Source organism: Micromonospora sp. NPDC047793 (genome assembly GCF_040642635.1).
In the GTDB taxonomy this organism is placed as follows: domain Bacteria; phylum Actinomycetota; class Actinomycetes; order Mycobacteriales; family Micromonosporaceae; genus Micromonospora.
In genome coordinates, this window is record NZ_JBEYSG010000001.1 from 670312 (window position 1) to 693578 (window position 23267).

Below are 23267 nucleotides of genomic sequence, written 5' to 3' on the forward strand. Positions count from 1 at the left end.
ATAAGACACTCCAGAAGGAGGGTTCGGTTGCCTCGCAAAAGCAGACTGACCGCCATCGGGCTGGTGCTGGGCCTCGTGCTCGGCGCACCGGGCACGGCCACCGCCGGTCCGTCCCCCACCGCCGCACCGGGGTCCACCCCGTCGCCCGCCGCCCGTGCGGCGTCGGCCGGGAACACGACCGTCACCCTGATCACCGGTGACCGCGTCACGGTGAGCCCCTCCGGTGCGGCGAGCGTGCGCCCGGCCGAGGGCCGCTCGGGAATCCGCTTCCTCACCCAACGCCGGCAGGACCACCTCTGGGTGGTGCCGCAGGACGCCCTGCCACTGATCCAGGCGGGCCGCGTCGACCGGCGTCTCTTCGACGTGACCGGGTTGATCGCCGCCGGCTACGACGACCGCCACCGCAGCGACCTGCCGCTGCTGATGACGTACCCGGAGGGCGCCGCGCGGCGGACCGGGGTGCCCGACGGGGTAACCGTCACCCGTGACCTGGCCGCCATCGGCGGCGTCGCGGCCACCCTGGACAAGCAGGAGTCGAATCGGCTCTGGGCCGCCCTGGCCGGTGGCAGTGCGCGGATCGACGCGGCGGGGGGTGTCGAGCGGCTCTGGCTCGACGGCAGGCGACACCTGACTCTGGAGCACAGCGTGCCGCAGATCGGCGCGCCCGCCGCCCACCAGGCCGGCTTCACCGGTCGGGGCGTACGGGTGGCGGTGCTGGACACCGGCGTCGACGCCGCGCACCCCGACCTGGTCGGGCGGGTCGGCGCGGCGGAGAACTTCACCGAGGAGGAGAACCCCGGCGACATCGTCGGCCACGGGACCCACGTCGCGTCGATCATCGCCGGCAGTGGCGCCGCATCCGACGGCCGGAACCGAGGGGTCGCCCCGGACGCGACGCTGCTCGACGGCAAGGTCTGCGAGGAGTACGGCTGCCCCGACTCCGCCATCCTGGCCGGGATGCAGTGGGCCGCCGTCGACCAGCAGGCCGACGTGATCAACCTGAGCCTGGGCGGGACGGACAGCCCGCAGGTCGACCCGTTGGAGCTGGCGGTCGACACGCTGACCGCGCAGACCGGGGCGCTCTTCGTGATCTCGGCCGGCAACAGCGGCCGGGCCGGTTCGGTCGGTTCACCCGCCAGCGCGGACTCCGCACTCGCCGTCGGGGCCGTCGACCGGGACGACGACCTCGCCTTCTTCTCCAGCCAGGGTCCGCGAGTCGGCGACGACGCGCTGAAGCCGGACATCACCGCGCCGGGAGTGGACATCGTCGCCGCCCGGGGCGAGGGCACGCTGCTCGGCGATCCGGTCGGCGAACAGTACGTGTCGCTCTCCGGCACCTCGATGTCCGCGCCGCACGTCGCCGGTGCGGCGGCACTGCTCGCCCAGCAGCGCGGCGACGCCACGGCAGCCCAGCTCAAGGCCACCCTGATGTCCTCCGCCGCGCCGCATCCGGAGCTGACCGCCTATCAGCAGGGCGCCGGACGGGTCGACGTGGCGAGGGCGATCACCCAGCAGGTGACCAGTGAGCCGGCGAGCGTCTCGTTCGGCCGCACCCTCTGGCCGCACGCCGACGACGAGCCGATCACCCGCGAAGTGAACTGGCACAACACCGGGAGCACCGCGCTCACCCTGGACCTCGTCCTCGACGTCACCGGCCCGGACGGGACGCCCGCACCGGCCGGCATGTTCACGCTGGGCACGAGCAGCGTCGTGGTGCCCGCAGGCGGCACGGCGTCCGCCACCGTCACCACCGACACCAGCGTGGACGGCCCGGACGGTCACTACACCGGCCGGATCGTGGCCCGTGCCGGCGACACCGTGGCCCTCACCCCGTTGGCGGTCCACAAGGAGGTGGAGAGCTACACCGTGACGGTGCGGCACCTCGGGTCCGACGGTACGCCGACGGAGGACTACAGCACCTCACTGCTGGGCCTGGACGACTTCGTCGACTACTTCGCGTACGACCCGTCGGGCACCGCCGAGGTCCGCGTGCCCAAGGGCCGGTACGGGTTGAACAGCTACCTGTTCGACATGGAGACCGAGGAGTCCGCGTTCCTCGTCCGGCCGGAGCTGGCCGTCACGAGGGACACCACGGTCACCGTCGACGCCCGCCGGGCGAAGCCGGTGCGGATGACCGTGCCGCAACGGTCGGCGACGCCGGCCCTGGTGGACATCAGCGCGAACTTCCTCCTGGACGACGGCGGCGCCAGCTACGGCCTGCTCGCCTTCGACTTCACCGGCATCAGCACCGGGCAACTCGGCCGCCCCGTCTCGCCGAAGAGGTTCCTCGGCACGGTGGGCAGTCAGTGGGCCGACGTGGAGGCGGAGAGCAGCTCCTACCTCTATGCCCTGGCGGAGAGCGTCCCGGGTCGGATGCCGACCGGGCTGATCCGGAACTACCGCAAGGGTGACCTGGCCACCGTCACGCAGAAGTTCCGCAGCGGGTACCCGGACACCGTCGCCGAACGGGCCGTCTATCCGGTCCACGAGGTGAACGTCGGCGGCTGGGCGATCATCCTGCCCACCGAGGCCCCCGGCAGCCGGGTCGAGTACTACAACACCAAGGGCATCCGCTGGAACGGTGACCTGACCTTCGGCGTACCGTCCGACGACGGGTGGCCGGTCGGGGTGGCCTTCCTCTTCTCGGACCCGACGGCCTACCGGGCGGGGAAGAAGTACCAGGACACCTGGAACAGCGCTCCCTACGGGCCGTCGTTCGCGGTGCCGCAGTGGCCGGGGGAGGGGCTCACCCGGCGGGGTGACGTGATCAGCCTGGCGGTGCCGCTGCACGGGGACGCCGCGGGGCACCACGGGGCTTCGGTGGCGGACACCTCGCGTACCGCGCTCTACCGCAACGGCAAGCTGGTCGGCGAGAGCCCGGACAACGGCTGGGGTGACTTCGAGGTGCCGGCCGGGACGGCGACGTACCGGATGGAGACCTCAGTGAAGCGCAGCTTCACCGACCTGAGCACGGAGGTCGCCGCCGCCTGGACCTTCCGGTCCCGGCACGTCCGGGGCGACGATCCGGTGGCGTTGCCCGCCTCGGCGATCAGGTTCACGCCTCGGCTCGACGGGGCGCACACCGCCCCGGCCGGCCGGTCCTTCGTGATCCCGGTCCAGGTGCAGCGGCAGCCCGGTGCGCCGTCGGCGCGGACCACCTCGGTGACCGTCGAGGTCTCCTACGACGGTGGCCGGACCTGGCAGCGGGCCCGGGTGAAGAAGGCCGGCAGCGGCTGGAAGGCCACCGTGCAGCATCCGAAGGGCACCGGCCACGTGTCCCTGCGGGCCGCCGCCCGGGACAGCGGCGGCAACACGGTGACCCAGCGGATCATCCAGGCGTACCGCCTGAAGTGATCACGTCGGTGGTGCCGGCACCGTCGGCACCGATGTAAGGAGGGGTCCCCTGCTATGCACCAGGCGTTAGCAGGGGACCCTTCCTTGCACGAGTCCGCGCGGAGGCGTCAGTCGTTCGCGTGCAGGGCGGCGTTCAGGGTGATGCCCTGACCGGTACGCGGCCGGGCCTCCAGCCCGCCCGTGATCGAGTTGCGCCAGAACAGCAGCCCGTCGACTCCAGACAGCTCGCGGGCCTTGACCACCCGGCCGTCCGGCAGGGCGAGCTTCGAGGCGGCGGTGATGTAGCACCCCGCCTCCACCACACAGTCGTCGCCCAGCGAGATGCCGACACCCGCGTTCGCCCCGATCAGGCTGCGCTCGCCGATGCGTACCCTGTCGGTGCCGCCGCCGGAGAGCGTGCCCATGATGGAGGCGCCGCCGCCGATGTCGGAACCGTCGCCGACGACCACGCCCTGCACGATCCGGCCCTCGACCATGGAGGTGCCGAGCGTGCCGGCGTTGAAGTTGACGAAGCCCTCGTGCATCACGGTGGTGCCGGAGGCGAGGTGGGCGCCGAGGCGGACCCGGTCGGCGTCGGCGATCCGGACACCCGAGGGCACCACGTAGTCGGTCATCCGGGGGAACTTGTCCACCCCGTACACGGCCAGGTGACGGCCGGCGGCCCGCTCGATGACGCGCAGCTCGTCGACCCGCTCCGGCGGGCACGGCCCGGCGGAGGTCCAGGCCACGTTGGCCAGCTTGCCGAAGACGCCGTCGAGGTTGAGTTCGTTGGGCCGCACCAAGCGGTGGGAGAGCAGGTGCAGTCGCAGGTACGCGTCACTGGCGTCCTTGATCGGGTCGTCCAGCGAGCCGATCACGGTGATCACCTGGACGGTACGCAGACCCGGCAGGGCCCGGTCGCCGATCGCACCCGGCGGAAGGTCCAGCACGTCTGCCTGGTCCTCGCCGGGGACCAACGGCAGCTCGCCGAGGCCCAGCTTGCCGGTCGGATACCAGGTGTCGAGCACCTGGTCGTCGGCGGTCACGGTGGCCAGGCCGATGCCCCACGCGGATTCTGTGGACGTCACTTACTCACCTCTCGCTCGCATGCTGCGCTGGCTGCTGCTCGCGACTGCGGGGTGCGCGAGCTCACTCCTCGCGCGTCGTCGAAGGGCTCGCGGGCTCGCGTCTCGCGGTCGCCGGTTGTGACGGTACCGTGCGGACCATGGAGAACCCGCTTACCCCCGAGGTCCTCGCCGATCCGGTGGCGTTGACCCGCGCCCTGGTCGACATCGAGTCGGTCTCGCTCAACGAGAAGGCCATCGCCGACTGCGTCGAGGAGGTGCTGCGGAAGCTGCCCCACCTGGCCACCTACCGGCACGGGAACACGGTGATGGCGCGTACCGACCTGGGGCGGGCGTCCCGGGTGGTGTTGGCCGGTCACCTGGACACCGTGCCGTTGAACAACAACTTCCCGTCCACGCTGCGCGGCGACCTGATGTACGGCTGCGGCACCTCGGACATGAAGTCCGGGGTGGCCTTCGCGCTGCACCTCGCGGCCACCCTGCCCGACCCGCGCTACGACGTGACGTACTTCTTCTACGAGGCCGAGGAGATCGAGTCCCGGTACAACGGCCTGCGGCTGGTGGCCGAGGCGTACCCGGAGTGGTTGACGGCCGACTTCGCCCTGCTGCTCGAACCGACGCACGGGATCGTCGAGGCGGGCTGCCAGGGCACCATGCGGGCGAGGGCGGTCACCACCGGCGTACGGGCCCACTCGGCGCGCGCCTGGCACGGCGTCAACGCGATCCACGGTGCCGGTGAGATCCTGCGGCGGCTGTCGGAGTACCAGGCGCGGCGGGTGACCATCGACGGGTGCGACTACCGCGAGGGCATGAACGCGGTGCGGATCAACGGTGGGGTGGCCGGCAACGTGGTCCCGGACCGGTGCGAGATCGAGGTCAACTACCGTTTCGCGCCGGACCGTACGCCGGCCGAGGCGGAGGCGCACCTGCGCGAGGTGCTCGCCGGGTACGAGGTGACGGTGACCGACTGCGCGCCCGGTGCGCTGCCCGGCCTGGAGGCCCCACCCGCCCAGGAGTTCCTGGCGGCGGTGGGTGCCGCCCCGATCGGCAAGCTGGGGTGGACCGACGTGGCCCGCTTCGCGGCGATGGGGATCCCGGCGCTCAACTTCGGTCCGGGTGATCCCAATCTCGCCCACCACCCGGACGAGCACGTCGAGATCGGCAAGATCCGTGACGGTGCCGCCACGCTGCACCGTTGGCTCGCCTCCGCCTGACCCGGCGGACTCGCGCGTCCGGTCGTGCGGGCGGCGGTGCGGTGCCGCCGCGCCCGCCCGGGTGACCGGCGCGCGGGGCTCAGGCGCAGGGTGTCCAGGCCCCGCGCTACACGCGGGTGAGCGCCGTGTCGGAAGCGGGCTCCGCGGGCGGTTCGGGCGGGTCTTCGAGCAGCCGGGTACGGCGGCGCTCGGCCACCACGTCGCGGATGCGTCGCTGCATCTGACGCCTCATCCGGATCCGTTCGTTGCTACTGATCACGCTGTCTCCTCCCCCGAAGCCTGCGCGCCGGGCATACCCGGTATGTGAATAGTAAGACGTACGGGAAAGCGAATTGGTTGCACAAGATCACGAAGTGTTTGCCGGGCGCCCCGGCGGAACTCCACTACGGTTGCTCCCATGACTCAGAGCAACCGCCGCGAACCAGGACGGGAGCGGCACCGCGGCGCCGTCACACTGCGCCGCCAGGCGATCACCACCAGCACAGCGGACCAAGGGCTACTGGATTCGCGGACCCGCGCGGACTGGAAGACCAAGGACGCCTGGCGGGCGCTACGGATACTCTCCGAATTCGTCGAAGGCTTCGACACCCTCGCCGACCTGCCGCCCGCCGTCAGCGTCTTCGGTAGCGCCCGGAGCAAGCCGGACAGCCCGGAGTGCCAGCTCGCCGAGGCGCTCGGCGCGGCCCTGGCCCGTGCCGGCTACGCGGTGATCACCGGGGGTGGACCCGGCGTGATGGAGGCGGCCAACCGGGGCGCGAGCGAGGCCGGTGGGCACTCCGTCGGTCTCGGCATCGAACTCCCCTTCGAGCAGGGCATCAACGAGTGGGTCGACCTGGCCATCGACTTCCGCTACTTCTTCGCCCGCAAGACCATGTTCGTCAAGTACGCCCAGGCGTTCGTCGTGCTGCCCGGCGGCTTCGGCACGATGGACGAGCTGTTCGAGGCGCTCACCCTGGTGCAGACCGGCAAGGTGACCCGGTTCCCGGTGGTGCTGATGGGTGCCGAGTACTGGCAGGGGCTGCTCGACTGGCTGCGCGACACGATGGCCGCCGAGGGCAAGATCGGACCGGTCGACCTGGAGTTGATCTGCGTCACCGACGACGTCGCCGCGGCGGTCCGGCACATCGTGGAGGCCGAGGCCGCGCTCAACACCGAGCAGGAGGCGGTACGCGCCGACGCGGTGGCCCGTACCGCGGCGGACCAGCAGGCGGCAGCCGAGTCGGCCGAGCGGGCCGAGCAGGCGGAGCGCTGAGGTGGCGGCGATCTGCGTGTTCTGCGCCTCCTCCCGTACCCTCGACCAACGGTGGCTCGACCTCGCCGAGGCCACCGGCGCGGAACTCGCCCGACGAGGGCACACGCTGGTCAGCGGAGGTGGTCGCGTCGGCATGATGGGCGCGCTGGTCGAGGGGGCCCGCGCGGCCGGCGGCCGGACCGTCGGGATCATCCCGCAGGTGCTGGTCGACCTGGAAGTCGCCGACGTCGCCTCCGACGAACTGCTGATCACCGACTCGATGGCCAACCGCAAGGTCCTCATGGTCGAGAAGTCGGACGCGTTCCTCACCCTGCCCGGTGGCTTGGGCACCCTCGACGAACTCTTCGAGGTCTGGACCACCGCCACCCTGGCCCTGCACCGCAAACCGATGGTGATGGTGGACACCGACGGGTTCTACACCCCGTTGATGGACTGGCTGCGCGCGGTCACCGACCAGAGCTTCCTCAAGCCCGCCGGCTTCGATCTCGTCCAGGTCGCCGACACCGTCCCCACCGCCCTCGACGTCATCGAGGCAGCCCTCACCTAGGCGGCGCCACCCACACCGCGCCTGACCCTTGCCGCCTGCCCCACGCGGCCGCGCTCACCGAGGGGCACCGGGCGGTGGCCCGGTGCCGCACGCCGGTGTGGTGATTCGCGCCGTCTCGGGTCGCGCCGTCTCGGGTTGAGCCGACTCCCGGGGTATACCTGCTCGCCGCCTTTGCTCTGCTTCACCCCGCGCAACAGAAGTTCGTCCGAACCGTTGCGTGGGGTGAAGCAGAGCAAAGGGCGACCAGCGGGGTACCGGTCGGGGTGGTGGCACGCGAACCACCGCACGTCACTGCCGGGGCCGGCGAGGGAGCGGCGACCGGGACCAGCGGACGGGACCGGTGAGGACGGGTGGGCGTCGGGTCGTCGGCGGGTGTGGCGCGTCGGGCAGTGTCGCAGGGCCGTGATGGGATGGCGGGATGCAGGCGTACCGGTTGGTGCGTCGGTCCGGCGGGCCGACCCAGGAGAACGACCCGGCCACCGGGCATTCTCCGGACCTGGCCGGCCCGCCGTCCGCACCCGCACCCGCGTCCGCGCCCGCACCCGCACCCGCGTCCGGCGGGGAGCAGACGTCGGCGGATCCTCGGCAGGCCGAGGTCGTGGCACACACCGACGGGCCGATGCTCGTCCTCGGAGGACCGGGCACCGGGAAGACCCACACGCTCGTCGAGGCGGTGGCCGCCCGGGTCGAGGAGGGGGTCGATCCGGAGCGGGTCCTGGTGCTCACCTTCAGTCGCCGGGGCGCGGTCGACCTGCGGCACCGGATCGAGGCGCGGATCGCCGCGAACGGGCGGCGGGTGGTGCGGGAGCCGCTGGTGCGGACCTTCCCGGCGTACGCCTTCGGGTTGTTGCGGCGGGCCGCCGCCGAGCGGGGTGAGCCGTCGCCACGGCTGCTCACCGGTCCGGAGCAGGATCTGATCATCCGTGAGTTGCTGGACGTGGTGGGGGAGGAGCCCGGCGACGAACCGGGTGGCTGGCCGGAGGAGTTGCGACCGGCACTGCGTACCCGGGCGTTCGCCGCCCAGCTCCGCGACCTGCTGATGCGGGCGGCGGAGCGGGGCGTCGGTCCGGTCGAGCTGGCCCGGCTCGGCGAGCGGCTCGGCCGCGCCGACTGGCCGGCCGCCGCCCGCTTCCTGCGTGAGTACGTCGCGGTGCTGGCGCTGCGGGACGTCGCCAACCGGGGCTCGGTCGCGTACGACCCGGCGGAGCTGGTCCGGGCGGCGACCGGTCTGCTGCGCGACGACGCGGAGGTGCTGGCGTCCGAGCGGCGTCGTCTCGCGTACGTCTACGTCGACGAGCTGGCCGACACCGACCCTGCGCAGCTCGACCTGTTGGACACGGTCGCCGGGGGCGGCACGCCGCTGGTGGCCTTCGCCGATCCCGACTCCTCCACGTACGCCTTCCGGGGCACCGATCCGGCCGGTGTGACGACGTTCCCGCACCGGTTCCGCACCGCCTCCGGTGCGCCGGCCGCGCAGGTGCTGCTCACCACCAGTTACCGCGCGGGGGAGCGGCTGCTCGCTGCCGCGTCCCGGCTGGGTCGACGGTTGCGTGGTCCGGCGGCACACCGTCGGCTGCACCCGTTGCCCGACACGCCACCGGGCACCGTCGAGGTCCGGACCTTCCGTTCGGCCACCAGCGAGGCGGCCTGGCTGGCACACGCGCTGCGCGAGGCGCACCTGCTCGGCGGCGTGCCCTGGGCCCGGATGGCGGTGCTGGTCCGTTCCACCGGGCGGCAACTGCCCGGGTTGCGGCGGGCGCTGCACGCCGCCGGCGTACCGACCGTGGTGCACGGCGAGGACCTGCCGTTGCACCTGCAACCGGCGGTCGCGCCGCTGCTGCTGCTGTTGCGCTGCGCGTTGGAGCCGGAGCGGCTGGACGAGGAGGCCGCCGTCGCGTTGCTGCACTCGCCGCTCGGCGGTGCCGATCCGCTGGCGGAGCGCCGGCTGCGGCAGGGCCTACGCGCGCTCGCCCTGGCCGGCGGCGACCGTCGGCCCTCCGGCGAGCTGATCGTCGAGGCGTTGCAGGACCCGGCCGAGCTGGCCGGGGTGGAGCGGCGCTGGGCCGAGTCGGCGCAGACGGTGGCCGGGCTGCTGGCGGTGGCCCGCGAGACGGCCGGTCGACCGGGCGCCACCGTCGAGGACGTCCTCTGGGCGGTCTGGCAGGCCAGCGGGCTGGCCGAGCTGTGGTCCGCCGCGCTGGCCCGGGGACCGGCCGTGGCCGGTGAGGGCGACCTGGCCCGGCGGCGTCGGGCCGAGGCGGCCGACCGGGACCTGGACGCGGTGCTGGTGCTCTTCGACGCCGCCGCCCGGTTCACCGACCGTTTACCGGGCGCGCGGACCGAGGTCTTCCTCGACCATGTGCTCGCCCAGGAACTCCCCGCCGACACGCTCGCCTCCTCCGCCGACCGGGGCGACGCGGTACGCCTGCTCACCGCGCACGCCGCGAAGGGCCTGGAGTGGGATCTGGTCGCCGTCGCCGGGGTGCAGGAGGGCGTCTGGCCGGACCTGCGGTTGCGCGGCAGCCTGCTCGGCTCGGAACGGCTGGTCGACGTGATGACCGGCCGGGCGGACGGTGCCGGGGAGGTCGCCACCCTGGTCGGACAGACCTCCGCGTTGCTCGACGAGGAACGGCGGCTGTTCCACGTCGCGGTGACCCGGGCCCGGCGGCGACTGCTGGTCAGCGCCGTCGCGTCGGCGGCCGTCGGCGGCGACGACCACGAGGAGCAGCCCAGCCGCTTCCTCTACGAACTCGGGCCGACCGATCCACCCGGCGACGGACCCACCCCGAACCCCGATGGGCCACCGCCGCCCGCTTCTCCGGAGCCGTCGACGCCCGGAGCGGGCAGCGGAGCGCCGCAGGTCGACGACAGGCACGACGCTCAGCACCAGGAGGACGCTCCGGACCGGGACGATGCTCCGGACCGGGACGACGGGGTCGGGCCACGGACGCTGCCGTTGAGTCGGCCGCCCCGGGCGTTGACCCTGCCCGCGCTGGTGGCGGAGCTGCGTACCGCGGTGGCCGACCCGGCGGCGTCGACCGCCCGGCGGCGGGCGGCAGCGGCCGAGCTGGCCCGACTCGCCGCCGCCGGGGTCGCCGGCGCGCACCCGGACGACTGGTGGGGGCTGCGACCGCTCTCCGACGACCGGCCGCTGGTGGACGAGGGGGAGCCGGTCCGGGTGACGCCGTCGGCGATGGAGAGCGCGCTGCGGTGCAGCCTGCGCTGGCTGCTGGAACGGCACGGCGGGAGCCCACCGGCCAGCGCCGCCCAGGGGGTCGGCAACCTGGTGCACGCGGCGGCGATGCTCGCCGAGGACGCCAGCGCGGACCGGGGCGCGCTGCTGGACTACGTGGCTGCCCGGTTCGACGCGATCGAGCTGGCCGCGCGGTGGATGGTCGGGCCGGAGCGGACCCGCGCCGAGGCGATGGTGGACAAGCTGCTGCGCTGGCTGGCCGCCAATCCGCGCCGGCTGCTCGCCATCGAGCACGAGTTCGCGGTACGCCTGGACGATCCGCACCGGCCGATCGAGCTGGTCGGGCGGGTGGACCGGCTGGAGGTCGACGCGGACGGCCGGCTGGTGGTGGTGGACCTCAAGACCGGCAAGTCCACCGCCGTGACCGAGCGGGACCTGGCCGAGCACCCGCAGCTCGGCGCATACCAGGCGGCGGTGGAGGCGGGGGCGTTCGCCGAGTACGGCGACGAGCCCGGCGGGGCGACGCTGGTGCAGCTCGGCACCGGCGCGCGGGACGCCCGGGAGCAGGCGCAGGCCGCGTCGACCGACGGACCCGAGGCCGGCTGGGCGACCGCGCTGGTCCGGCGGACCGCCGATACGATGGCCGCCGCCACCTTCGCCGCGGTCGCCAACTCGAAGTGCCGGGTCTGCCCGGTGCGGACCAGCTGCCCGGTCTCCGGGCAGGGACGGCAGGTGGTCGAGCCACCGACCGTCCGGCGACCGGAGCACCAGGAGTGAGCGTGCCAGCTCCGAAGAAGGCAGCATGACCCAGCCCGCCCTGTTCAATCCCACGGCACCGGCGCCCCGGGCGGCCGCCGTCGGTCCCCGGTACACGCCGGTGGAGCTGGCCAAGCTGCTGAGGTTGCCGGCGCCGACCCGGGAGCAGGCGGCGATCATCGCCGCGCCGGTGGAGCCGCTGCTGGTGGTCGCGGGAGCCGGTTCGGGTAAGACCGAGACGATGGCCGCCCGGGTGGTCTGGCTGGTGGCCAACTCGTACGTCCGGCCCGAGCAGGTGCTCGGTCTCACCTTCACCCGTAAGGCCGCCGGTGAGCTGGCACACCGGGTGCGTACCCGGCTCGACCAGTTGGTGCGCCGGCTGGGGCGGCGCGGACGGGACCCGCTCGACGACCCGTTCGCGGGCGAACCGACGGTGGCCACCTACCACTCGTACGCGGGACGGATCGTCACCGAGCACGGCCTGCGGGCCGGCTACGAGCCCTCCACCCGGCTGCTCACCGAGGCGTCCCGCTGGCAGCTCGTGGACCTGATCGTGCGCAACTACGACGGGGACATGTCGGAGGTGGACCGGATGCCCAGCACGGTCACCGACGCGGTGCTGGCGCTCTCCGGTGAACTGGACGAACACCTGATCGACCCGGACTCCCTGGCCGCGTGGACCGGCCGGTTCTTCGCCGACGTGCAGTCCCGTCCCGGGCGGGTCTACGCCGACGTGCGCAAGGCCCTCGCGCTCCAGCAGACCCGGTTGAAGCTGCTGCCGCTGGTGCGCGCGTACGCCCGGCGCAAGGACGACTTCGAGGCGATGGACTTCGCCGACCAGCTCGCCCGGGCCGCCCGGGTGGCCCGGGACCATCCGGGCGTCGGCGAGATCGAGCGCGGGCGCTACCGGGTGGTGCTGCTCGACGAGTACCAGGACACCAGCCACGCCCAGGTGGTGCTGCTCGGCGCGTTGTTCGGCGGCGGTCACCCGGTGACCGCCGTCGGTGACCCCTGCCAGTCCATCTACGGCTGGCGGGGGGCCAGCGCCGGCACCCTGGACCGCTTCCCGACGGAGTTCGCCCGCACCGACGGGGAACCCGCCCAGGTGCTCGGACTGACCACAAGTTGGCGGAACCGGCCGGAGATCCTCGCCGTGGCGAACGCGCTCTCCACCCCGTTGCGGGCGGCCGGCGCCCAGGTGCCGGAGCTGCACGCCGCGCTCAGTGTCCGCGATCCGATCCCGCACCGCAGCGCGCGTGGCGCCGCCGCCGGGACCGTGCACTGCGCACTGCTGACGACGTACGCCGACGAGGCCGACTGGATCGCCGACAGTGTGCTGGCCGCCTGGCGTGGTGTGGCGCGGATGCCGGGTGTGCTGCCCGAGCAGATCCCGGTGACCCTGCGCCCGACCACGGCGGTGCTGGTCCGGCTGCGCAGCCAGATTCCGGCGATCGCGGGGGCGCTGCGGGAACGTGGCCTGCCGGTCGAGGTGGTGGGGCTGGGCGGGCTGTTGGACACCCCGGAGATCCGCGACGTGGTGTGCACGCTGCGGGTGCTCGCCGACCCGACCGACGGTGCCGCGCTGTTGCGCCTGCTGACCGGTGCCCGGTGGCGGATCGGGCCACGGGACCTGGTCGCGCTGCACCGTCGGGCCAAGGCCATCGCGGCGGCCCGTCGCCAGCTCGCCGACGACGGTACGGCCGAGATCACGCCGGACCGGCTGGACGAGGCGACGCTGGTCGAGGCACTGGCCGACCTCGGCCCCGCGCAGGCGTACTCGGCCGAGGGCTACCTGCGGCTGCGCGCGTACGCCCGGGAACTGGGTCTGCTGCGGTACCGGCTGGACCAGTCGCTGCCGGAGCTGATCGCGGACGTGGAGCGGACCACCGGCCTGGACGTGGAGGTGGCGGTACGCGCCGGCGGCGAGGGCGCCGGCGACGCCGGTCTGGCCCGCAGTCACCTGGACGCGTTGGGCGACGTGGCCGCGCGGTTCAGCGGGGAGACGCCGGGGGCCACGCTCGCCGGTTTCCTGGCCTACCTGGCCGCCGCCGAGGACGAGGAGCGCGGTCTGTCGCCGGGCGAGGTGGAGGTGGTCGAGGGGGCGGTGCAGATCCTGACCGCGCACGCCGCCAAGGGGCTGGAGTGGGACGTCGTCTCGGTGGCCGGGCTGAGCCGGGGGGTGTGGCCGGGACCGGTCCGCAACTCCGACCACTGGCTGGGCGGGCTGGGGGTGCTGCCGTTCCCGTTGCGCGGTGACGCCGACGGTCTGCCCGAGCTGGCCCTGGCGGACGTGGACGACCAGCGTGGCGTGGCCCGGGCGGTGGAGGACTTCACCGACGCCTGGCGGGCCCACGACGAGCGGGAGGAGCGCCGGCTGGCGTACGTTGCGGTGACCCGTCCGCGTCGCCTGCTGCTCTGTTCCGGCCACTGGTGGGGTGAGGGCACCAAGCGCCCGCGCGGCCCGTCCGGGTTGTTGCGCGAGGTGCACGACGCCTGCCTGGACGCCGGAGCCGGTCACCTGGTCGACGAGTGGGCGCCCGAACCGTCGCCGGACGCGGTGAACCCGACGACCGAGGTGGTGATCCGGGCCGAGTGGCCGGCCGACCCACTGGGCGTACGCCGACCGACGTTGACCGAGGCGGCGGCGCTGGTGCGGCGTCACCTGACCGACGACGTGCCGGACACCCCGGACGACGAGGCGCGGGATCCGGAGGTGGACCGGTGGCGGCGGGAGACCGATCTGCTGCTCGCCGAGCGGGCGGAGTTGAGCCGGCTCTCCGGTCCGGTCGAGGTGACGCTGCCCGGGCACCTGTCGGTCACCCAACTGGTCGCGTTGCGCCGGGACCCGGCGGCGCTGGCCCGGTCGCTGCGTCGGCCGCTGCCGTCCGCACCGAACCCGTACGCCCGCCGGGGCACCGCCTTCCACGCCTGGCTGGAGCAGCGTTTCGGCGCGGACCGGCTGCTCGACACCGACGAGTTGCCCGGTGCGGCGGACGCCGACGCGGCCCCGGACGAGGTGCTGGCGGAGCTGCAACGGCGGTTCCTGAGCAGCGAGTGGGCGGACCGTACGCCGATCGAGGTCGAGGTGCCGTTCGCGACGGTGCTCGGCGGTGTGGTGGTACGCGGCCGGATGGACGCCGTGTTCCGCCGGCCCGGCGACCGCTTCGACGTGGTCGACTGGAAGACCGGTGCCCAGCCCTCGGGACCGGCGGCCGAGGTGGCCTCGGTGCAGTTGGCGGTCTACCGGCTGGCCTGGGCCGAGCTGGCCGGGATCCCGGTCGACCGGGTCGGCGCGGCGTTCCACTACGTGCGGGACGGGGCGACCGTCCGTCCGGCGGACCTGCTGGACGTCGACGGACTCTCCGCCCTGATCATGTCGTTGCCGGAATGTGGGCTGGACAGGTAGCGCGGGCCCGAATCCGTGGTACTGTGCCCGCGTTGCAGTTTTGGTTACCAGCTCTGTTTGCGCCTGGCGGATTGTGGCCCCAGGCGCTCTTTGTTATGTCCGGACCTCTCCGGGCGGGGCGACCAGCAGCGACAGAAGTTCCGGGAACCGCCCGGAGCTCTCACTCTTTCGGCCCCGCAACAGGTGCGGGTCCGACGTTCCGTCAAGGAGACGAAACAAGCATGGCTATTGGCACCGTCAAGTGGTTCAACGCTGACAAGGGCTTCGGCTTCATCACCCCGGACGGCGGCGGCGCCGACGTCTTCGCTCACTTCTCGGCCATCCAGAGCTCCGGCTACCGCAGCCTGGACGAGAACCAGCGGGTCGAGTTCGAGGTCGTCCAGGGCCAGAAGGGCCCGCAGGCGGAGAACATCCGTCCGCTCTGATCGCCGGGTTCACCCGCGCCGGCCGGGCCGCCTCCGTCACCCACTGGGATCGGAGGCGGCCCGGCCGTCCGCATGTCGGGCGCCGTTCGGCGGAACCTGAGTCGGTAATCAGCCGTCCAATCGTCGGGTGGACGACTGTCACCACCTCCCGGCCAGGGAACGCTGGGTGCCGGGGGATGAGCCGGGGGGATCGGCTCAGCTCGGGGAGGAACGACCATGGTGGGTTCGGCGGCGGTGCGGGAACTACTCCTGGTGGTCGCGGTGGCGGCCGTCGGACTGCTGCTGGCCACGGCCGTGGCGTTCGCTCCCTGGCCCGTCACGCCGGGCGGGGCGGCGCCGTCCGGCCTGGTGGACCTGCACGGCCCTGCCCCCGCGACCGCGCGGCCGGGCAGCACCGCCGGATGAAAGGAAGGGCCCCTTCCTAACGCCTCGGGTATAGCAGGGGTCCCCGGCTAACACCCGCCGCCCTTACCCGCCTCCCCGGCTCGGCGGAGGCGTTAGGGTCGGAGCCGTGCCGACGCGCAGAGCGAGAATCCCAGCCGCGAAGTACCCCGTCGAGCGGTTCACCCTCGACAACGGCCTGCGGGTGGTCCTGACCCCCGACCGCAGTGCTCCGGTGATCGGCGTGGCGGTGGTCTACGACGTGGGCATACGGTCCGAGCCCGAGGGACGGACCGGCTTCGCGCACCTCTTCGAGCACCTGATGTTCCAGGGTTCGGAGAACCTGGAGAAGCTCGCCCACTTCCGGCACGTCCAGGGTGCCGGCGGCACCTTCAACGGCTCCACCCACCTGGACTACACCGACTACTACGAGACCCTGCCGAGCAACGCCCTGGAACGGGCGCTGTTCCTGGAGGCCGACCGGATGCGCGGCCCTCGGCTGACCGAGGAGAACCTGCGCAACCAGGTGGACGTGGTCAAGGAGGAGATCCGGGTCAACGTGCTCAACCGGCCGTACGGCGGGTTCCCCTGGTTGACCCTGCCGCCGGTCATGTTCGACACCTTCCCGAACGCGCACGACGGGTACGGCTCCTTCGACGACCTGGAGTCCGCCACCGTCGCCGACGCGGCCGACTTCTTCCGGCGCTACTACGCCAGCGGCAACGCCGTGCTCGCGGTCAGCGGCGACATCGACACCGCCGAGGCCGTCGAGCTGATCGAACGACACTTCGGCGACGTGCCGGCCCGTCCGGCGCCGGCCCGCCCGGACTTCGCCGAGCCGGCGCCGACCGTCGAGCGGCGCACCGCGTACGACGACAGGCTGGCCCCGCTGCCGGCGGTGGCCTCCGGCTGGCGGGTGCCCGACCCGATCGGGAACTTCGCCGACTACCTGCCCTTCGTGGTGTTGGCCGAGGTGCTCACCGACGGCGACGCCTCCCGGCTGGTCGAACGGCTGGTGCACCGGGACCGCACGGTCACCAGCATCGGCGGCTACCTGGGCTTCATGGGCGACCCCTTCGACGTGCGCGACCCGACCGCCCTGCTGATCCAGTCGCACCTGCCGCCCGGCGGCGACGTCGACAAGGTGCTGCGGACCGTCGACGAGGAACTGGACCGGGTCGCCACCGACGGACTCACCGAGGGTGAGCTGGCCCGTACCCAGGCCCGGATGGCCACCCACCTGCTGCGCGACACCGACGCGGTGCTGGCCCGCGCGCTGCGGATGGCGGTGCTGGAACAGCAGCGCGGTGAGCCCGGTCTGCTCGGCGAGCTGCCCCGGCTGGTCGGTGAGGTCACCGACGAGCAGGTCCGCGCCGCCGCGGCCACCCTGCGGCCGGAGCGCCGCGCGTCCGTCGAGGTGATCCCCGGAGGTGGCCGCTCATGAGCACGAGTACGCCCACACGAACGCTGCCGCCGCTCGGCCCGACCCGTCGGCTCAAGCTGCCCCGGCAGGCCGAACGCACGCTCGCCAACGGGCTCACCGTGATCGTGGTACGCCGCCCGGCGGTGCCGCTTGTGGAACTGCGTCTCTGGATGCCGTTCGTCCGCGCCCACCTGGCCCGGGGGCACCTGCTGGCGCAGACCCTGCTCTCCGGCACCGAGACGATGAGCAGCGTGCAGATCGCCGCCGAACTCCAGCGGATCGGCGGCGGGCTCTCCGCCGGGCTCGACCCGGACCGGCTGATGCTCTCCGGCACCGCCCTGGCCACCGGGCTGGACCGGATGCTGGAGATCCTCGCCGACGTGGTGACCGGTGCCAACTACCCGGCCGAGTGGGTCGGCGTCGAGCGGGACCGGCTGGTCGACGGGATTCGGGTGGCCCGCAGCCAGCCCGCCCATCTGGCCCGTACCGCGCTGCTGCGGCGGATCTTCGGCCGGCACCCGTACGCGGTCCAGACCCCGGAGCCCGAGCAGGTCCGGGAGGTCCGTCCGGCCGCCCTGCGGACGCTGCACGCCCAGCGGGTCCGACCCGCCGGCGCGGTGCTGGTGCTGGTCGGCGACGTACGCCCGGAGCGGGCGCTGGACGCCGCCGAGAAGGCGCTCGCCGGTTGGCAGGGCGGCGAGCACGTGGCCGAGGTGCCGCCGGTCCCGCCGCTGGAACCGGGCCCGCTGCTGCTGGTCGACCGGCCCGGTTCGGTGCAGTCGTCGATGCGGATGGCGTTGCCGGCGGTGCCGCGTACCCATCCGGACCACGCCGCGCTGCAACTGGCCAACCTGATCTTCGGCGGCTACTTCTCCTCGCGCTGGGTGGAGAACATCCGCGAGGACAAGGGCTACACGTACGGCCCGCACTCGATGGTCGAGCACTCGGTCGGTGGTTCGGTGCTGCTGGCCGCCGCCGAGGTGGCCACCGAGGTGACGGCACCGGCGCTGCTGGAGACCACGTACGAGCTGGGTCGACTGGCCACGGTGCCGCCCAGTCAGGAGGAGTTGGACCAGGCCCGCCAGTACGCCCTCGGCACGCTCCAGCTCGGCATCGCCACCCAGGCGGGACTGGCGTCGTTCGTCAGCGCGTACGCCGGCAGTGGGCTGCGACTGGACTTCCTCTCCGAGCACGCGGCCCGGCTGGCGAAGGCGACCGTCGACGACGTCACCGAGGCGGCGGCCCGCTACCTCGCCCCGTCCCGCGCGGTCACCGTCGTGCTCGGGGACGCCGCACGGATCGAGCCCTCGCTGTCCACGCTGACCCCGGTCCAGACCACACCGGCCACACCGTGAGCGGGCCCACCGGCACGGCGCTGCCGTCGGACGGCTGGGGACAGCCGATCGACTGGGTACGCGGGGAGGCGGCCCCGCCGCTGGCCCGCTCCACGCTGGACCGGGCGGCGCATCGGCGTACCGACCCGCAGTGGTTGGCGGGAGCCTGGTCCGGCGCGCGGGTGCTGGTGCTCGACGTGGAGGCCGGCGGCCGGGCGCTGGTGCGGACCGACACCCCGGTGCCGGAGCTGGTCCTGGTGGCGGCGGACGACCTGCCGTCGACTCTGGCCGCCGACGCGGTGTTCCTCGGGGTGGAACCGGACGGGGTGCCGATCTTCTGCGTGCACACCGCGTTGACGGTGCTGCCGGACACCCGGTCTGCTCACCTGCGGGGCGTCGGGCACCTGCTCGGTGACCGGGACGCCGGGCTGTTCACCACGGCGTTGGCGCTGACCAACTGGCATCTGCGGCACCTCTATCACCCGGTCACCGGCGCACCGACCCGCACCGACGAGGCGGGCTGGTCCCGGGTGGACGGCTCCGGTGAGCGGGTGTGGCCGCGTACCGACCCGGCCATGATCGTGCTGGTGCACGACGGTGTCGACGGCGTCGACGGGCGCTGCCTGCTGGGCAACAACGCGGCCTGGCCCAGCCCGAAGGGGCAGCGCCGGTTCTCCTGTCTGGCCGGGTACGTCGAGCCGGGCGAGTCGGCCGAGGCGACCGTGCTGCGGGAGGTACGCGAGGAGGTCGGCGTGCCGGTCCGTGAGATCACGTACGCGGGCAGCCAGGCGTGGCCGTTCCCGGGCTCGCTGATGCTCGGCTTCCTGGCCACCGCCGACCCGGAGCACCCGGTCCGGCCCGATCCGGCCGAGATCGCGCAGGCCCGCTGGTTCACCCGGCACGAGATCGGTGCCGCGCTCGCCGGCCGGGACGTGGACGCCGGAGGCGACCGCCTGCTGTTGCCCCCGCCGTCGTCGATCGCGCTGTTCCTGATCCACCGCTGGTTCGACGGGCACTGCTGAGGTTGTAAGGAGGGGTCCCCTGCTAACGCCTGGTGCATAGCAGGGGACCCCTCCTTACACCCACGCCGAGCACGGCGGCGGGTGCGGCGCGGGTGTGCGTGCCGGTGCGGGTGCGGGAGGTGCGGCCCCGACCCGTGGCCGTCGTTGCCGCGGCGGCCACGGGCCGGGGACACGGGCCGTCGTGGTCGGCTGGGTGAGGAACACGGCGGGGGAGCCGGCCGACCACGACGGACGTGGGGAGGTCAGGTGTCGGGTGGACCCGGGTGGGCCCGCCAGCGCTTCGGGTCGTCGAGCGGCAGCACCTTGACCCGCTGCTTACCGCAGCGCACAGCGCCGACGGTGGCGATGGCGCGGGCGAGGTGCAGTGCGGCGTCACGGTCCTCGGCGTGCACGACCTGGCGACGCGGCTCGGGCCGGGTGGTCTCGTCCCGCAGCCGGTGACCGCCGGCCCAGGCGGCCGTGATGTCGGTGTCGACGACGGCGCGGATGTCGGTGCGAACGATCAGGAACCGCATGTGGGTCTCCGATGTGCCGCGACGGGTGGAACCGTGGAAGTTCCACGTCAATACTCGGCCATCGTACGCCCGGCCCGCATCTCAGCAAGTGAAACACGGCGATTGATTTCAGCCCCGTCCGATCATCCGATGCCTGCTCACCGGGGTGGTCGGTGTGGACGACGACGGGGCCGCCGGTGGTGTGCCGACGGCCCCGCGAGACGTACCCGAGCTAGTTCAGGTCGAACTGCCCGTTCTTGGCGCCGGAGATGAAGCCCAGCCATCCGGCCCGGTTGAACAGCAGGACCGGGCCACCCTGGTCCTTGCTGTCGCGCAGCGCCACCGCGGCGGGACCGGTGCCCAGCGGTGCGACCTCCACGCAGTTGGAGGTCTGGCTGCGCGTGCTGGTACGCCAGGGGGCGTGCGCGAGCTGCGCGAGGACGGACGGCGTGGTGCGAATGTCGTTCATGGTTGAGCTCCTGACGTGGGCCGATGGATCGAGCGGGGCCGCACGTGTCGGGCGCGGTCCCTTCTCGGTCACCGCTCCGTCAGGCTCCCGGAGGAACCACGGCGCTGGGCCGGCGCCGTTGCCGATCCATTGGCCACAATGGACGATGCTCCCGGACTGGTCAGCCGTTCCGACGACTTGACCAGCCAGGAGTGGGTATCCGTTGCGGAAAGTGCCGCCGTACGTAGCCACTCGAACACCACTTTATAGTGATTTAGGGCGATTACGTCGGTCGACATGACGTCGGTGAAGCCACCTTCGATGGCGAGCGTCTCCGGATCGAGTGGGTCGGCGAACCGATAGACCGAGAACGCGGTCGGTGGGAGGTACCACTGCCCGATCGGCGTGTCCCGGGGCAGGACGTGCAGCGTGACGTTGGGCAGCATGGCCAGCTCGCACAGCTGCGCCAACTGCTCCCGGAGCACCTCGGGCGGCCCGGCACGGTGCCCGAGCGCCGCCTCCTCCAGCACCGCCGTGTACCGGGGCGCGTCGTGCTCCCGGGTGAGCAGCAGTTGCCGGGCCTGCCGGGCCTTGACCTGGGTCTCGGTCTCCTCCTCGGTCTCCGGATCGCCGGCCTCCCGACCGACCTGGTACGCCGAGGAGAGTCGGACGCGGGCGTACCCGGGGGTCTGCAACAACCCCGGCACCAGCACCGGGTTGTACTCGGAGATCTCGACGCAACCGGCCTCCAGTTCGGCGAAGCCGCGTTGCTGCTGCGTCATCGCCGGGTAGTTCTTGAGCCAGCCGCGCATGTCACCGGCCTCGTCGGTGATGCCGAGCAGTTCCGCCCGCCGTGCCGTGTCGGCGTCGTAGAGGTCGAGCAGGTCCCGGACGTCCTGCGGGTCGGGTCGACTGCGGCCGTTCTCCAGCCGGGACAGCTTCGACGCGGAGGCCCAACCGACACGCTCGATGACCTGGTCACCGGTGAGTCCGGCGGCCTCGCGTAGCTGGCGCAGTTCGCGGCCGAGCCGCTGCCGACGCAGGATCGGACTGGGTGCGGCAGGAGGCACGGTGTCCTCTTTTCCGTCGACCGCCGCAGACGCGACGGTAACTGTATGAAATTCGCCCCCCACGGCCAGTATGGACGTCGCGACCGGCGCCGGAGGTACCGGCGGGGGCGTGTCATGAGAAATACGGACACCCGACACACCGGAACGAGACCGCCTTCACCTGCGTCCCCGCCCCGGACGGGTTCCCGACCGCGCCCGAGTCGCGCCACCCCCGGAGGGATCAATGCGAACCGTCCTGAGTCGCCCGGACTTCCGCCTGCTGTTCGGCGGACTGTTGGCCAGCATGACCGCGGAGTCGATCCTGCTGCTGGCACTCGCCATCTGGGTGAAGGACCTCACCGGATCGGACGGCCTCGCCGGTGCCACCATCTTCGTCATCCTCGCGCCGAGGACCCTCGCGCCGCTGGTCGGCTGGTTCGTCGACCGGTACCCCCGGCAGCCCTTCTTCGTGGTCACCCACCTCGCCATGGCGGTGCTGCTGACCCCGCTGTTCGCGGTCCGGGACGCGGGCGACATGTGGATCATCTACGCGGTGGCCGCGCTCTACGGCCTGTCGAACCTCACGGTCGGTGCGGTGCTCAGCCGGCTGATCCAGGAACTGGTCCCGTCCGACCTGCTCGGAGAGGCCAACGGCGCGTTGCAGACCGCACGGCAGGGCCTGCGGCTGGTCGGTCCGCTGGCCGGTGCGGGCCTGTACGCGGTGCTCGGCGGCTGGGTGCTGGCCGCAGTCGGGATGGTCGGCTTCCTGGCCGCCGCCGCCGTGGTCGGCACGCTCCGGATGGCCGACTCGCCCGCGCGAGCGGCCGATCCGGAGGACTGCCCGACCGTCGCCGTCACCCGGGTACGACGCCTCTCCTCCGAGCTGGTCGCCGGGCTGCGGCACCTCGCCGGTGAGCCGGCGTTGCGGCGGGCGTTGGTCGGCTACGGCCTCGGCTCGCTGGTGATGGGCTTCACCGAGTCGCTGATCTTCGCGTACGTGGACTCGGGGCTCAGGCGGGACGCCACGTTCGTCGGCGTACTGGTCACCGTGCAGGGCATCGGGGGACTGGTCGGCGGACTGTGCTCCCCAGCCGTCCTGCGTCGGCTCGGTGAGCTGGGCACGCTCGCCGCCGGAGTGGCGTTCTTCGGCCCGGCGGCACTGGCGCTGGCGTACCCGAACCTGTGGCTCGGCTTCACTGCGGTGCTGCTGGCCGGTCTCTCCCTGCCGCTGACCCTGGTCGGCCTGCACACGCTGATTCAGCGGCGGACCCCGCCCGAGCTGATCGGCCGGGTCGCGGCGGCGTCGGAGGCGGTGATCCGGGGCCCGCAGGCGATCTCGGTCGGCGTGGGCGCGCTGATCGTGGGAGTGCTCGACTACCGGCTGGTCTTCGTGTCGATCGGCCTGGCCACCCTGCTCGCGGGCGGCTACCTCTGGGGCGGGCGCCGGCTGAGCCCGCCGGCCGGACCGGCGGCGCGTACCCGGGTGCCGGCACCACGCCCGGCCACCGAGGACCGGGACCCGGCGCCGGTCGGGACGCTGACCGGTCGGGGCGGTCACTGACGACGACGCGGCGGCCGGCCCCGGGTGGGGGCCGGCCGCCGCGGGTACGTCCTCGGTCAGACGGTGATGCTCGCCAGGTGCTGCTTGACCTGGTTGATCGACGGGTTCGTCAGCGCACTGTCGTCGGCGAAGCGCAGGGTGGGCACGGTCTGGTTGCCACCGTTGACCCCCATCACGAACTCCGCCGCCGCCGGATCCTGCTCGATGTCGACCACCTGGTAGGCGATCCCCTCCCGGTCGAGCTGCGACTTCAGCCGGTGGCAGTAGCCGCACCAGGGAGTGGAGTACATGGTCAGCATGGTGAGATCCTCCAACGTCATGCGCGCCTGCTCGCGCAGATCAGC

General features: G+C 72.9%; 18 protein-coding genes. 12 read left to right on the plus strand and 6 right to left on the minus strand.

Annotation, left to right across the window (positions count from 1 at the left end):
* The first annotated feature begins 27 nt into the window (after positions 1–27).
* Positions 28–3354, plus strand: coding sequence for a S8 family serine peptidase (locus ABZ738_RS03085; RefSeq protein ID WP_176095171.1), 3327 nt, complete (start codon positions 28–30; stop codon positions 3352–3354).
* Positions 3355–3461: 107 nt separating this feature from the next.
* On the opposite strand, the gene dapD is transcribed toward ABZ738_RS03085, so the two are convergent.
* The gene (gene dapD / locus ABZ738_RS03090; RefSeq protein WP_357210588.1) at positions 3462–4421 is read right to left on the minus strand and encodes a 2,3,4,5-tetrahydropyridine-2,6-dicarboxylate N-succinyltransferase; all 960 of its coding nucleotides are present in this window, start codon (positions 4419–4421) and stop codon (positions 3462–3464) included.
* A 137-nt stretch (positions 4422–4558) separates the two neighbouring features.
* On the opposite strand from dapD, the gene dapE reads away from it, so the two are divergent.
* Entirely contained in the window at positions 4559–5632 is a 1074-nt protein-coding gene (dapE, locus tag ABZ738_RS03095) for a succinyl-diaminopimelate desuccinylase (RefSeq protein ID WP_131054898.1), read from the plus strand.
* A gap of 106 nt (positions 5633–5738) precedes the next feature.
* Here dapE and ABZ738_RS03100 read toward each other — a convergent pair whose 3' ends face one another.
* Positions 5739–5891 carry a hypothetical protein gene (locus ABZ738_RS03100; protein ID WP_162854397.1) on the minus strand — a complete coding sequence of 51 codons (153 nt, stop codon included), beginning with the start codon at positions 5889–5891 and terminating at the stop codon, positions 5739–5741.
* A 138-nt stretch (positions 5892–6029) separates the two neighbouring features.
* On the opposite strand from ABZ738_RS03100, the gene ABZ738_RS03105 reads away from it, so the two are divergent.
* The 9 genes from ABZ738_RS03105 to nudC all read left to right on the plus strand — a co-directional run bounded on the left by ABZ738_RS03105 (position 6030) and on the right by nudC (position 19371).
* Positions 6030–6884, plus strand: coding sequence for a TIGR00730 family Rossman fold protein (locus ABZ738_RS03105; protein ID WP_131057490.1), 855 nt, complete (start codon positions 6030–6032; stop codon positions 6882–6884).
* Position 6885: 1 nt separating this feature from the next.
* Complete coding sequence (locus tag ABZ738_RS03110; RefSeq protein ID WP_131057487.1) at positions 6886–7431, plus strand: TIGR00730 family Rossman fold protein; 546 nt, start codon at positions 6886–6888, stop codon at positions 7429–7431.
* 418 nt (positions 7432–7849) lie between these two features.
* Positions 7850–11401, plus strand: coding sequence for an ATP-dependent DNA helicase (locus ABZ738_RS03115; RefSeq protein ID WP_357210592.1), 3552 nt, complete (start codon positions 7850–7852; stop codon positions 11399–11401).
* Positions 11402–11426: 25 nt separating this feature from the next.
* Positions 11427–14786 (plus strand): ATP-dependent DNA helicase, encoded by a 3360-nt coding sequence (locus tag ABZ738_RS03120; protein WP_357210594.1) that lies wholly within the window; start codon positions 11427–11429, stop codon positions 14784–14786.
* Between the two features lie 221 nt (positions 14787–15007).
* The gene (locus ABZ738_RS03125) at positions 15008–15211 is read left to right on the plus strand and encodes a cold-shock protein (RefSeq protein ID WP_013735772.1); all 204 of its coding nucleotides are present in this window, start codon (positions 15008–15010) and stop codon (positions 15209–15211) included.
* Between the two features lie 216 nt (positions 15212–15427).
* Positions 15428–15616: a hypothetical protein gene (locus tag ABZ738_RS03130; protein WP_131053852.1), complete on the plus strand. Its 189-nt coding sequence runs from the start codon at positions 15428–15430 to the stop codon at positions 15614–15616.
* A gap of 106 nt (positions 15617–15722) precedes the next feature.
* Entirely contained in the window at positions 15723–17036 is a 1314-nt protein-coding gene (locus tag ABZ738_RS03135; RefSeq protein WP_131053853.1) for a pitrilysin family protein, read from the plus strand.
* On the plus strand, positions 17033–18370 hold the full coding sequence (locus tag ABZ738_RS03140) for a pitrilysin family protein (protein WP_357210600.1): 1338 nt from the start codon (positions 17033–17035) through the stop codon (positions 18368–18370). The genes ABZ738_RS03135 and ABZ738_RS03140 overlap by 4 nt, the downstream gene beginning before the upstream one ends.
* 47 nt (positions 18371–18417) lie before the next feature.
* Positions 18418–19371 carry an NAD(+) diphosphatase gene (gene nudC, locus ABZ738_RS03145; protein ID WP_131053859.1) on the plus strand — a complete coding sequence of 318 codons (954 nt, stop codon included), beginning with the start codon at positions 18418–18420 and terminating at the stop codon, positions 19369–19371.
* Positions 19372–19613: 242 nt separating this feature from the next.
* On the opposite strand, the gene ABZ738_RS03150 is transcribed toward nudC, so the two are convergent.
* The 3 genes from ABZ738_RS03150 to ABZ738_RS03160 form a co-directional block, all read right to left on the minus strand.
* The gene (locus ABZ738_RS03150) at positions 19614–19886 is read right to left on the minus strand and encodes a hypothetical protein (protein WP_131053855.1); all 273 of its coding nucleotides are present in this window, start codon (positions 19884–19886) and stop codon (positions 19614–19616) included.
* A 211-nt stretch (positions 19887–20097) separates the two neighbouring features.
* A complete protein-coding gene (locus ABZ738_RS03155) occupies positions 20098–20334 on the minus strand; it encodes a DUF397 domain-containing protein (RefSeq protein ID WP_131053856.1) in 237 nt (78 codons plus the stop codon).
* A gap of 68 nt (positions 20335–20402) precedes the next feature.
* Positions 20403–21383 (minus strand): helix-turn-helix transcriptional regulator, encoded by a 981-nt coding sequence (locus tag ABZ738_RS03160; protein ID WP_131053857.1) that lies wholly within the window; start codon positions 21381–21383, stop codon positions 20403–20405.
* A gap of 223 nt (positions 21384–21606) precedes the next feature.
* Here ABZ738_RS03160 and ABZ738_RS03165 point away from each other — a divergent pair, with 223 nt between their 5' ends.
* Complete coding sequence (locus tag ABZ738_RS03165; RefSeq protein WP_357210605.1) at positions 21607–22923, plus strand: MFS transporter; 1317 nt, start codon at positions 21607–21609, stop codon at positions 22921–22923.
* 56 nt (positions 22924–22979) lie between these two features.
* Here ABZ738_RS03165 and ABZ738_RS03170 read toward each other — a convergent pair whose 3' ends face one another.
* Positions 22980–23222: a mycoredoxin gene (locus ABZ738_RS03170; protein WP_176096007.1), complete on the minus strand. Its 243-nt coding sequence runs from the start codon at positions 23220–23222 to the stop codon at positions 22980–22982.
* Positions 23223–23267: the final 45 nt, after the last annotated feature.

Coding starts and splice junctions, on each gene's coding strand:
- dapE (WP_131054898.1), top strand. CDS start 4,559: ATGGAGAACCCGCTTACCCCCGAGGTCCTCGCCGATCCGGTGGCGTTG.
- ABZ738_RS03105 (WP_131057490.1), top strand. CDS start 6,030: ATGACTCAGAGCAACCGCCGCGAACCAGGACGGGAGCGGCACCGCGGC.
- ABZ738_RS03115 (WP_357210592.1), top strand. CDS start 7,850: ATGCAGGCGTACCGGTTGGTGCGTCGGTCCGGCGGGCCGACCCAGGAG.
- ABZ738_RS03120 (WP_357210594.1), top strand. CDS start 11,427: ATGACCCAGCCCGCCCTGTTCAATCCCACGGCACCGGCGCCCCGGGCG.
- ABZ738_RS03125 (WP_013735772.1), top strand. CDS start 15,008: ATGGCTATTGGCACCGTCAAGTGGTTCAACGCTGACAAGGGCTTCGGC.
- ABZ738_RS03130 (WP_131053852.1), top strand. CDS start 15,428: ATGGTGGGTTCGGCGGCGGTGCGGGAACTACTCCTGGTGGTCGCGGTG.
- ABZ738_RS03140 (WP_357210600.1), top strand. CDS start 17,033: ATGAGCACGAGTACGCCCACACGAACGCTGCCGCCGCTCGGCCCGACC.
- ABZ738_RS03150 (WP_131053855.1), bottom strand. CDS start 19,886: ATGCGGTTCCTGATCGTTCGCACCGACATCCGCGCCGTCGTCGACACC.
- ABZ738_RS03155 (WP_131053856.1), bottom strand. CDS start 20,334: ATGAACGACATTCGCACCACGCCGTCCGTCCTCGCGCAGCTCGCGCAC.
- ABZ738_RS03165 (WP_357210605.1), top strand. CDS start 21,607: ATGCGAACCGTCCTGAGTCGCCCGGACTTCCGCCTGCTGTTCGGCGGA.
- ABZ738_RS03170 (WP_176096007.1), bottom strand. CDS start 23,222: ATGCTGACCATGTACTCCACTCCCTGGTGCGGCTACTGCCACCGGCTG.